This window comes from Turicibacter sp. TJ11 (genome assembly GCF_021497505.1).
Taxonomy (GTDB): domain Bacteria; phylum Bacillota_I; class Bacilli_A; order MOL361; family Turicibacteraceae; genus Turicibacter.
Genome location: NZ_CP069349.1, coordinates 520,046 through 531,751 on the forward strand (window position 1 = coordinate 520,046; position 11,706 = coordinate 531,751).

The 11,706-nt window shown below is 34.8% G+C and carries 12 protein-coding genes; 11 read left to right on the forward strand and 1 reads right to left on the reverse strand.

Translation table 11 applies throughout. The annotated features are described in order from the left end of the window. Positions 1-56 precede the first annotated feature (56 nt). The 3 genes from spoIVB (at position 57) to JRC48_RS02505 (ending at position 4,298) form a co-directional block, all read left to right on the forward strand. Positions 57-1,235 carry a SpoIVB peptidase gene (gene spoIVB / locus JRC48_RS02495; RefSeq protein ID WP_235070298.1) on the forward strand — a complete coding sequence of 393 codons (1,179 nt, stop codon included), beginning with the start codon at positions 57-59 and terminating at the stop codon, positions 1,233-1,235. A gap of 207 nt (positions 1,236-1,442) precedes the next feature. Then, positions 1,443-2,252 (forward strand): sporulation transcription factor Spo0A, encoded by an 810-nt coding sequence (gene spo0A / locus JRC48_RS02500; RefSeq protein WP_235070299.1) that lies wholly within the window; start codon positions 1,443-1,445, stop codon positions 2,250-2,252. Positions 2,253-2,540: 288 nt separating this feature from the next. Then, a complete protein-coding gene (locus JRC48_RS02505) occupies positions 2,541-4,298 on the forward strand; it encodes a glycoside hydrolase family 10 protein (RefSeq protein WP_235070300.1) in 1,758 nt (585 codons plus the stop codon). A gap of 45 nt (positions 4,299-4,343) precedes the next feature. Here JRC48_RS02505 and JRC48_RS02510 read toward each other — a convergent pair whose 3' ends face one another. Continuing rightward, entirely contained in the window at positions 4,344-4,487 is a 144-nt protein-coding gene (locus tag JRC48_RS02510) for a hypothetical protein (RefSeq protein WP_235070301.1), read from the reverse strand. Positions 4,488-4,588: 101 nt separating this feature from the next. Here JRC48_RS02510 and JRC48_RS02515 point away from each other — a divergent pair, with 101 nt between their 5' ends. The 8 genes from JRC48_RS02515 to JRC48_RS02550 all read left to right on the forward strand — a co-directional run bounded on the left by JRC48_RS02515 (position 4,589) and on the right by JRC48_RS02550 (position 11,703). Then, positions 4,589-5,776 (forward strand): DNA polymerase IV, encoded by a 1,188-nt coding sequence (locus tag JRC48_RS02515; protein WP_235070979.1) that lies wholly within the window; start codon positions 4,589-4,591, stop codon positions 5,774-5,776. Then, the gene (locus JRC48_RS02520) at positions 5,776-6,321 is read left to right on the forward strand and encodes an NUDIX hydrolase (protein WP_235070302.1); all 546 of its coding nucleotides are present in this window, start codon (positions 5,776-5,778) and stop codon (positions 6,319-6,321) included. The genes JRC48_RS02515 and JRC48_RS02520 overlap by 1 nt, the downstream gene beginning before the upstream one ends. 186 nt (positions 6,322-6,507) lie before the next feature. Then, positions 6,508-7,230 carry a stage II sporulation protein M gene (locus JRC48_RS02525; protein WP_235070303.1) on the forward strand — a complete coding sequence of 241 codons (723 nt, stop codon included), beginning with the start codon at positions 6,508-6,510 and terminating at the stop codon, positions 7,228-7,230. Positions 7,231-7,276: 46 nt separating this feature from the next. Further along, positions 7,277-7,726 carry a Fur family transcriptional regulator gene (locus JRC48_RS02530; protein WP_235070304.1) on the forward strand — a complete coding sequence of 150 codons (450 nt, stop codon included), beginning with the start codon at positions 7,277-7,279 and terminating at the stop codon, positions 7,724-7,726. Positions 7,727-7,770: 44 nt separating this feature from the next. Beyond that, positions 7,771-8,682 carry a site-specific tyrosine recombinase XerD gene (gene xerD / locus JRC48_RS02535; RefSeq protein ID WP_235070305.1) on the forward strand — a complete coding sequence of 304 codons (912 nt, stop codon included), beginning with the start codon at positions 7,771-7,773 and terminating at the stop codon, positions 8,680-8,682. Between the two features lie 104 nt (positions 8,683-8,786). Further along, positions 8,787-9,968, forward strand: a complete 1,182-nt coding sequence (gene deoB / locus JRC48_RS02540; RefSeq protein WP_255703623.1) for a phosphopentomutase — start codon at positions 8,787-8,789, stop codon at positions 9,966-9,968. A 101-nt stretch (positions 9,969-10,069) separates the two neighbouring features. Next, on the forward strand, positions 10,070-10,588 hold the full coding sequence (locus JRC48_RS02545; RefSeq protein WP_235070306.1) for a transcription repressor NadR: 519 nt from the start codon (positions 10,070-10,072) through the stop codon (positions 10,586-10,588). Between the two features lie 113 nt (positions 10,589-10,701). Further along, complete coding sequence (locus tag JRC48_RS02550) at positions 10,702-11,703, forward strand: PTS transporter subunit IIC (protein ID WP_235070307.1); 1,002 nt, start codon at positions 10,702-10,704, stop codon at positions 11,701-11,703. Positions 11,704-11,706: the final 3 nt, after the last annotated feature.

The following is an 11,706-nucleotide window of genomic DNA, read 5'->3' on the forward strand; positions in this document are numbered from 1 at the left end:
AAAAAGCCATAATAATGTTGTAGTTCGTGTCGAATAAAGTTGAAAGGAGGCGCAATATGAATAAAAAATTTAATAAAAAAAGCTTTTTGGTTCATAATATATTAATATTTGTCTTCTCGTTATTAAGTATTGGCGCTCCTGCGCAAGAGTATGCGTGGGCACAATCTAATAATGAACAACTTTTACAGATTGATGAAAAACGAAAAATTTACGAAGTTTCGTATTTTTCAGATAAAGAGTCGACACCAGTAAGCCAAAATGTTGATCGTTATATGCTTATCCCTGGTGGTGATGCTATTGGAATTAAAATTCAAACAGATGGATTAGTTGTCGTAGATACTTACCTTGTGAATACAACAGAAGGTGCAATTAACCCAGCCAAAGAAGCAGGTGTATTAAAAGGAGATTTAATTTTAGCTGTCAATAATCAAAAAGTAACAACGATAGAGGAGTATAAACAGCAATTGGTATTAGCTCAAGAAAGTAAACAAGTGATATTAACGATTAGTCGCCAAGGGAAAACGTCACACATTACGGTTCGCGCAGTAACAACGACAGATGGTGTGATGACAACAGGACTATATTTACGAGATAAATTAGCGGGAATTGGAACGTTAACGTTTATCGACCCTAATTCAAATAAATATGGTGCTTTAGGACATGAAATTATTGATCAAGATACTAAAGAATTAGTAACTGTTAAAAATGGAGAAATTATTAATTCTAATGTCATTTCCGTTCGTAAAGCAACAAGTGGAAAACCAGGTGAAAAAGTAGCCGATATTATGTTTGATGAACATCTAGGAACATTAGAAAAAAATAATAACTTTGGAATTTACGGTGTGATGTCTTCAAATATTTTTAGCAATAAACAATTATTACCGATCGCTTATACAAATGAAGTTAAAACAGGACCTGCTCAAATTTTAACTGTTTTAAATGGAAATAAAGTAGAAGCTTTTGAAATTAACATTACAGAAGTTAGCCCTCAAACTCAAAAATCCATTAAAGGAATTAAATATGAAGTGACCGATCCTCGTTTATTAAAAGAAACGGGTGGAATCGTTCAAGGTATGAGTGGAAGCCCAATTATTCAAGATGGTAAAATTATTGGAGCGGTTACACATGTTCTTGTTCATGATTCAACAACAGGATATGGAATCTTTATTGAGTGGATGTTACAAGAGTTAGGAATTGATTATCATCAAGCAAAAATCAAGTCTGATGCAGCCTAAAATAGCATCTGTGTTTTTTCGACATAATCAGACAAGTAGAAGGTATTCTTAGATAGATTGAAATAAAAGACAAAACACGATAAAAAATATTTGTCGAATAAATTTATGAAAAATTATAAACTCATAAAAACTGTGAAGTAATTATTGAAAAATGTAAGGAAGTGTAATTTAATAGATATATAACCGGAAAAATTAGGGGGCCATAAAATGAATAAATTAAAAGTTCTATTAGCTGACGACAATAAAGAATTAATAACGGTATTATCTGAGTATATTTCCTTACAAGAAGACATGGAAGTTGTAGAAGTGGCGGGAAATGGTAATGAGGTTTTATCGGTATTACGACAACGCGAAATTGATATTTTATTATTAGATGTTGTCATGCCAGATCTTGATGGGGTAAGCGTATTAGAGGAGTTAAAAGAGAATCCAACACTTTACAAACGTCCGCGACATATTATTATGTTTACTGCGTTTAATCAAGAAAAAATTATGATGCGTGCTGCTGAGCTTGGAGCGTCATATTTTATCATGAAACCTTTTGAAATTAATAAAATTGTAAAAATTATTCGCGACATTAACGTGCGCTATGATGCAACTGAAATATCAAGACCAATGAATAACTTATATGGAAGTCGTCCAGCGGTCAAAGAATTTGATTTAGAATCAGAAATTACAAATATCTTACATGAAATGGGAGTTCCTGCACATATTAAAGGATATTTATACTTAAGAGAATCAATCGATATGGTTTACAACGATATTGAATTATTAGGTTCAATTACAAAAGTGTTATATCCAGATGTTGCAAAAAAATATAAAACAACTGCATCACGTGTAGAACGTGCCATTCGTCATGCCATTGAAGTAGCATGGAATCGTGGAAATATTGAAGCTATTTCTAATATCTTCGGATACACAGTAAGTGTGTCAAAATCAAAACCAACAAACTCTGAATTCATCGCTATGATTGCTGATAAACTACGTTTAGAACATAAAAATAAAGTCGCATCTTAAATAAATCTATTTTTAGAGCATTGATTATCAATGCTCTTTTTATATTTTTTTAACGACTGATCCATTGGGTGATGATTGATAGGCACTCTCTTTATTCTTTTTTCATATACTAATTCAGTATAAAGAAGACGACAACACGAAGTTAAAAACTGAAGAGTTGATGAGAGGAGGGTGAGATATTGACTGTTAATTTCAATAGTCGATATCTAATAAAAAATGGGAAATTATAAAATTCATACCTATACCCTGACGTGCAACTGCCCATATTGCCAACAGATGCGTGGGCAGATGAAAACAGACGAAACAGAAGATTTGAGGACGAAAGAGTCAGTGCCTCAAACAGTTGCTTTAAGACAACGAGTTTCGCCAGGTGATTCAAAGACATTGATTAATGCGTTTACAAATGAACCCGTAACAGTCGGTGGAGAAAATGTTGAGGTTTCTAAAACATTGAGTCCTAAAAAGGAAGAACTTCGAGGAACTTGGATTACCACCGTTCGTAACAATGACTTTCCGAGTACTGCCGTTTATGAAAATGGATTTAATGTAGAGTTATTTAAATCTGAATTTTTAGCAATTATTAGAAGCTGTAAAGCGATGACCTTAAATGCTATCTTTTTTCAAGTTCGACCTGAAGGCGATGCATTCTATGAATCAGGTGTCAATCCTTGGAGCGTTTATTTAACCGGTCAACAAGGTGTTAAACCAAATTGGGGCGACTTTGATCCGTTAGCTTGGATGATTAATGTAACGCACTTAGCGGGAATTGAGTTTCATGCGTGGTTTAATCCTTTCCGCTTAACGCCATCTGGGAGTACTAACTCAACAAAAGAAAGCCTATTAAATACATTGACAGATACCCATTATGCAAGGCGACATCCAGATTGGGTTTATTATTTTAATCGCCAACTTTATTTAGATCCAGGCGTTCCTGAGGTTCGAGAATTTATTATTCAAACGGTTACAGAAGTCGTTAAAAAGTATCCGATTGATGCAGTTCATTTTGATGACTATTTCTATCCGTATTCGTATGAAACAGAAGTGAATGGTGAACCAATGGTGATTAGCTTTGCCGATGAAAGTCCAGATTATCAAACGTATGAAGCGAATCGTCAATCTAATCAAGATATTGATGCTTGGCGAGAACAAAATATTAATCAACTCATTTATCAATTATCTCAAACCATTCGTCAATATAATGTGGAAAATGGAAAGAGTATTGCATTTGGAATCAGTCCATTTGGTGTTTGGGCATCTGCTGAGGAAACAGGTGGTGTTGGTTCAAATACTTCATCCGCTCAGCTTTCATCACTAAGTGAGTACGTCAATTCAAAATTATGGGTTGATGAGGAATGGATTGATTATATTGTTCCTCAAAATTATTGGTCTTTATCCGATCGTCTTTCTTCTTTTGCAGAAGTAGCGGCGTGGTGGAATCAAGTCATGGCCAATTCACGAACTCAACTGTACATGGGACTTGGGATCTATTTATACAATGAAGATTATCAGAATGTAGCTTGGCAAAATCCTGATGAGATCATTGATGAAATTCGCTATCTTCGAACACTTTCAAATAACGATGGTTTTGTATTCTTTACTTACCATAACTTATTGCCTCAAGAAGAAAGTTTACCTGGACAACAAACGTTAAATGAGGCAAATCGTCGATTAGACACGGAAGTCTTTACGTCTTATAGTCTAGTTCCACCTCGTCCATGGTTACAAATGAGACCAACCTATCCCGTTAAAAATTTAATCGTGACGCGTTGTGATGACAATTGTCGTCTCGTCCAGTTTCAGGATGCACCTGACAACAATAGTCAATATTATGTGATTTACCGAATCCCACAGGCAAGTTATACAGAAGGCATTGACTTTTCAAATGCGGATTATATTTTAGCTGTTATGGGACGTGTGCCAGGTGAGATCGTTCAGACGTACACTGATGAACAAGCAGAGCCAAACACGGTTTATACGTATGCTGTAACGGCGCTGTCGCAGGCACAAGTAGAGTCTTCGCCAGTTTCATTTGTTTTTGTACCATAAATAAAAAAAAGATCATTTACTCGCGAGTAAATGATCTTTTTTATATTAAAAGAAAGGCATATTTTTTAAGTTTAAGATACTAATAATTAATGAAATTAATGGAACGAGTACAAATGATAATGCTAAGATTAATAATAAGATCTTTGTTCCTTTCATTTTATTTAAATTATGTTGTGCTTTTTTAGCCATATTAAATTCACCTCATAGACAAAGTTTGCTATAATGTATACCGTAACTTAGTCTATTATAATATAAATATTTTGAAAAAGGAAGAGGATTTAACGTTGGGAATGCCAATATTTAGAATTATATTCCATATTGATTTAAACGCTTTTTTTGCCTCATGTGAGACCACGTTGCGCCCTGAATTAGAAAACTTACCGTTAGCTATTAGTGGTGAAAAATCATCAAAACGAGGAATTGTGACGACAGCAAATTATGTGGCTCGCCAATTTGGAGTACATAGTGCCATGCCACTCATGCAAGCGAAGAAAAAGTGCCCATCACTTGTGGTTGTACCCGCTAATTTTGATTTGTATCGAAAAATTTCACAACAGTTTATCGAGTTGTTGCAAACGTATAGTGATCAAGTCGAGAAGGCTTCTATTGATGAAGCATATGTCGATGTGACACATCTTTATCATCAAATTCATCCTGTAAAACTAGCGCAACAAATTCAAATGCGTATCCAAAATGAGTTGAAAATCGGTTGTAGTATTGGAATTGCACCTAATAAATTTTTGGCAAAAATGGCTTCAGATATGAAAAAACCAAATGGAATAACCGTTTTACGAAAACGAGATTTACCTTCGGTGCTTTGGCCCCTACCGATTGAAGAGATGTTTGGTGTTGGAAAAGCCTCTTCACTGAAATTAAAGCAATTAGGCATAAATACAATTGAAGACTTAGTACATTATAAGGAAGTAGAAAAAATTGAACAGCTCTTCGGACGACATGGCTTAAAATGGATTGAAAATGGCAAAGGAAATGATCAAACGCCTATTAATCCGAATAAGTACGAAGTGCCATCAAGTATTGGTCATTCAACGACGTTTACGAAAGACTATTGCTTTGATGAAGAAATTAAAAAAGAGGCTAAACGAATGTGTATCAAAACATCTAATCGTTTAAAAAGATATCAATTATATGCTAAAACGATTAGTATTCAATTAAAAGATCACACATTCAAACAAATCACCCGAAGTAAAACCGTTGAAATTCCAATTCAACGTGTTGATGAACTCTATTCCATTATTGAGGAGTTGTTTGAAGAACATTGGGAGGGACAACCGTTACGTTTAGTTGGAGTGAATACGACGAACTTAGTCAGTACTAACAAAGTCACGCAGCAACTGAATTTATTTAACTATCAGTCGTTTGCTGTGGAAGAGAAGTTAAATCAAACACTTCAGAAAATTAAAACAAAACACGGGAATCATCTCATTCAAAAAGGGATTCAGAAAGGAAAGAAAAAATGATGAAACAGTTAGAGGAAAAACAATTAACAACGAAGGAATATTATAAAAATTCATTTTTAAAAGTCACTGAAGATGACATTCAATTACCAAATGACAAACAGGCGAAGCGTGTCGTGGTACATCATCCAGGTGGCGTTAATTTAATCGCATTAGATGAACATCAACGATTAATTTTAGTCGAGCAATATCGATATCCTGTAAAAAAGGCCACGCTTGAAACCCCTGCTGGAAAAATTGAACCGGGAGAAGCGACGATTGTGACGGCAAAGCGTGAGTTAGAAGAAGAGACGGGATATACGTGTGAAACACTAACGATGATTGGTCGATTTGCAACTTCTCCTGGTTTTTGTGATGAGTACATTGAAAACTTCTTAGCGACGAATTTAAAAAAATTAGACTATGAAGTTGCAGGAGACGAAGATGAGTTTATTAACTTATATCATGTCACGAAAGAAGAAGCGTTAACGTTAATCGAAGAAGGTCGCATTTGTGACTTTAAAACGATTTATGCCATTCAATACTTAATTATTCATCATCAATGGTAAAAACTAAACTTGACAAAAGACATCAACAGAATCGAGAATTAAAAAAATAATTGTGGATTAAGCACTATGATTGAAAGAAGTTGTTGATGTGGATGAGTGATTGAGCATGAATTAAAATCATTTAATTCATGATTAGCATAATTCTCATTTTCTTTTCATACGGTTGAAAAGAAGGGGGGAGTGCTCATGGTCGCACAAAAACGTCGCAAAAAATCGTTCTCTTATGTCTTATATGTCATGTATGTCTTACTATTACTCGTTATTATTGGTGATATTATTGGGGCTTCACTTTATATGAAACTAGAGCAATCATCACAAAGTGTTATGTTAAACTATGTGAATGAAAATATTAATGCCTTTGATCAGTCGCAGTGGTCATTTAATCAATTGTTTTATAAGCAATTTATGTATCAAGGTAGCATGTGGGTATTAGGATTAACTGTTATTGGGGTTGTGGTTAATTTATTTCTTGTTTTCTTAAAAGGTGTGGTAGCGGGATTTAATGTGTTTTTTATTTTTCAAACATTAGCACCGATGCAGGCTATTTTCACTAGTTTTTTATGGTTACTTCAATACTTGCTTATTTTAGCGGTGACTATTTTAAGCGGCTATTTTACGATACGTTTTGTCATTATGGCTGTTAAAATTATTTTCTTTAAAAAAAATACGGCTATTTTACAAAAACATTTACTATACTACTTTTATCAATTAGTGATCATTATGATGTTAACATTAATTACTTCAGGAATCACTTATGTCATCCAACCGATGGTCTATCATCAATTTGAAAAAGCAGGCCAATCGGAGTCTGTCGAACAGTCATCAGATGATTTCATTTCAACATCGTCTGATGCGACCTCAAAGGTCACGTTGCAAATCAATGTTAATTTCGAAACAGAAATGCTATAATAAACATATAATTAAATTTAGATTCAATAAACAAGATGGTGAAAACATGACACAACTTTCAAAGTATGAAGCTATGATTGTTAAATCAGGCTCGAAATTAACGAAGCAACGCAAACAAATTTTAAACATTATCGTCGAACATTCAGATGAACACTTTTCTGCCGAAACGTTATATGACTTAGTTCGACATATTGATAGTTCCATTGGGATTGCAACCATTTATCGAACACTTGAATTATTTGAGAAATTAAAAATTGTTCGTACCGTTAAAATTAAAAATGATGGTATTAATTATTATGATGTCATTGATTTAGATGAACAAAATCACTTTCATCACCATTTAATTTGTACAAACTGTAATCGCATTATTGAAATTGCTGATGAGTTAGAAAGTTACGAAGTCTTTATCAAACAAAAATATGGATTTGATGTTACGGATCATGAACTCACTTTTTATGGAACGTGTCAATCGTGTCAATCATCAGAAAATGCTTAGGAGCTTCTACTCAAGTAGAAGCTCTTTTTTTAGGGAGGAAGAACATGAAGTTTCAAATCGAATTAGATTATTTTTTAACCTATTTGACGGTCGATCGAGGATTGAGTTTAAATACGAAAGAAAATTATGAACGCGATTTAAAAGGCTATTTATCATTTATGGAAAAACATTGTATCCAACGTGTTGATGGTATTGAGCGAGAAGACATTCAGTTATATCTTATTCAATTGTACGAACAAGGATTAAATACTAAATCTGTGGCGCGTCATTTATCTGCCATTCGAACGTTTCATGAATATTTAATGATTGAAAAAATGAGTTTTAAAAATCCTTGTGACTTAATTGAAAGTCCAAAGTTGGTACGTAAGTTACCGGAAATCTTAAGTGTAGAAGAGGTCGATGCGTTATTAGAAAGCTTTACTCATGAGACACCGGGAGATATTAGGAATCACGCGATGGTTGAGCTTTTATATGCTTCAGGGTTACGTGTTTCCGAATTACTAGCGCTCAAAATGGAGGATCTACATTTATCTAGACAATTTATTAAATGTCAGGGAAAAGGAAATAAAGAGCGACTGGTTCCGATTGGTGAGGTAGCTGCTGATGTTTTAGACTTATACTTAACGGTGGCGCGACCGAAGTTATTAAAAAAAGCAAATGATGCGTTATTTTTAAATCGATTTGGTGACGTGATGACCCGACAAGGATTTTGGAAAATTTTAAAAAAACAAGCACAAGTAGCGGGCATTAAAAAGGAATTATCTCCTCATAAACTTCGCCACTCATTCGCCACCCACTTAATTGAAAATGGAGTTGATTTACGTTTAGTGCAAGAAATGCTAGGCCATTCAGATATTGCAACCACTCAAATTTATACTCACATTAGTAAAGAACATCTTCGCAGTGTGTTTGAATTGTCACATCCAAGAAGTGGTCAAGTGGGGAATGAAAAATAAGGTTTTTCTCGCAAAGTTTTACAAAATGAAATATAATAAATAAGTAAGCGTTAATGATTAATACTAATGAAGGATTAGTTTGTACGTTAGAAAGGAAGTTGCATATGAAGTATAAACGTATATTTTTAGTCATTATGGACTCTGTTGGTGCTGGTGAATTACCAGATGCGAAAGACTATAATGATTTAGGGGCAAATACATTAAAACATATTGCAAAGGCGGCAAACGGATTAAACATGCCAAATATGCAAAAGCTTGGATTAGGAAACTTAACCGATATTGAAGGCGTTGCGCCAATAAAGCCTGAAAAAGGATATTATACAAAGTGTGAAGAATTATCGACAGGAAAAGATACCATGACGGGTCACTGGGAGATCATGGGGCTAAAAATTACAGAACCTTTTCAAACATTTACAGAAACTGGGTTTCCTAAAGAATTAATTGATGAATTAGAAGCTCGCACAGGACGCAAAGTCGTTGGAAATAAATCCGCTTCTGGAACAGAAATCTTAGATGAATTAGGAGAGCATCACTTAGCAACAGGTGATCTGATTGTATATACGTCAGCAGATTCTGTGTTACAGATTGCGGCTCATGAGGAAGTGATTCCAGTAGAGGAGTTATGGAACATTTGTAAAATCGCTCGTGAAATCACGATGAAAGATGAGTGGAAAGTAGGACGTATCATTGCACGTCCGTTCATCGGTGAAAAACAAGGAGCGTTTAAGCGTACACCTAATCGTCATGATTATGCGTTAAAACCATTTGGACGTACCGTTTTAAATGAACTAAAGGACGCTAATCAAGAAGTCATTGCCATCGGTAAAATTAATGATATTTATGTAGGTGAAGGAATCACTGATTCAATCTTAACTAAATCAAACGAAGATGGAATGAATCAGCTATTAAACGTGATGAAACGTAAGTTTAGTGGATTAGCCTTTTTAAACTTAGTTGATTTTGATGCGATGTATGGACATAGACGTGATGCATTAGGTTATGCCAAGTGTTTAGAGGAATTTGATGTTCAATTAGGAGAGGTATTAGCTCAAATGAACGCTGATGATTTATTAATTATTTCAGCAGATCATGGAAATGATCCAACGGCTGCAGGAAGTGATCATACGAGAGAATACATTCCACTTATCATGTACTCACCTTCTATGCAAAACGGTGGCGAGTTAGCGATTGGAAAATCATTTGCTAATATCGGAGCAACCGTAGCACAAAACTTTGGTGTAGAAATTCCTGCTATTGGAACAAGTTATTTAGATGAATTAAATTAATTAAAAAACTCAAGGTTATCCTTGAGTTTTTATTCATGAGTAGACATCTTTGCTAGTTTTGATTAAAATAAAGAAAAGATTTTAAGAGAGGAGAGGATAGGATGGACTCAGAAGCACGACGTCTAGCCATCTATGAAACGTTAAAGGCTACATCAAACCCGATTAAAGGAAGTGAACTTGCGAAACAATATGGCGTCAGTCGTCAAGTCATCGTACAAGATATTGCATTATTACGTGCTAAAGGCATTCAAGTTGTAGCCACTCCTACTGGTTATCTTATCCAAGAACTAGTCGCATCCGGTCTTTTGAAAACGATTTGTTGTCATCATGGATCGTCAATCGATGAACTAAAGAACGAGTTAGAGTTAATTATATCGTACGGTGGAAAGATTTTTGATGTTATCGTTGAACATCCAATCTATGGAGAAATCCGAGTAGTTTTAAACTTAAATTATTTAAAAGATGTTCGATCATTTATTGAACGAGTGAGCCAAGCTGAAATCAAGCCGTTATCTTTATTAACCGAAGGGGTTCATTATCATACGTTAGAAGTTGAGGACGAAAAGATGTATGAGGAAATTGTCACTGCATTAAAGAAACAGCATTTTATTTATGAGTGATTGAATAATTAGAAAAAATATGGTAAATTTATCAATATCAATTTCATGACATAGTCATGAAATTTTTTTAGGATTACGTGACAAGACAGAGGTATTGACAATAGGAGGATTATATGAGAAATCAGTTGATTAAAACATTAAATGGAATGGGAACTGGATTATTAGCAACGTTAGTAGTCGGAACCATTTTGATTCAAATGGGAACGTTATTCAATGTTTCATTTTTAAAGCAGTTAGGTGAATTTGCAAAGGTTTTAATGGCACCCGCTATTGGCGTAGGAGTTGGGGTGGCTCTTCAGGTCAAACCACTGATTCTTTTTTCATGTTTAGTCACAGCGGTCATTGGAGCGGGAGCCATCCAATCAATAGAAGGGCAAATGGTTTTAAGTATTGGTGAACCAGTCGGTGCCTATTTAACATCCTTATTCACTGCATATATTGGGCAACGATTGATTGGAAAAACAAAGGTCGATATCATCTTAGTTCCAATGAGCTGTTTAATCGTTGGTGGGCTGATTGGCATCTTTTTTTCACCTGTAATAACCCAAGTGACAAAAATGATTGGGATGTTTATTAATGAAGCCACACAACTTCAACCGTTATATATGGGCGCTATCATCTCAATGGTGATGTGTCTCGTTATTTTGTCACCTATATCATCAGCAGCCTTAGCAGTTGCGTTAGGTCTTGAAGGATTAGCAGGAGGATCAGCCGTTGTTGGATGTGCTTGTTCAATGGTTGGATTTGCGGTTATTTCCTATCATGAAAATGGGATAGATGGACTGCTCTCACAAGGCATCGGAACGTCAAAAATTCAGTTTGGAAATGCGGTAAAAAATCCGTATATCATCATTCCTACACTAGTTGCTAGTTTCATATGCGGAATGCTTTCTACTACTTTTTTTAAGATGGAGTGTAATCGTTTAGGCGCAGGCATGGGAACAAGCGGTCTAGTTGGACAGATTCAAACGATTTCAGTGATGGGAACACAAGCCATCCCCTCTGTTATCATTTTACATTTTATACTTCCCGCTTTGATAAGTTTGATAAGCGTTCGTATCCTACATAAAAAAGGATTCATTAAGCTAGGTGATTTAAAACTGTCTTTAGATTAGTTG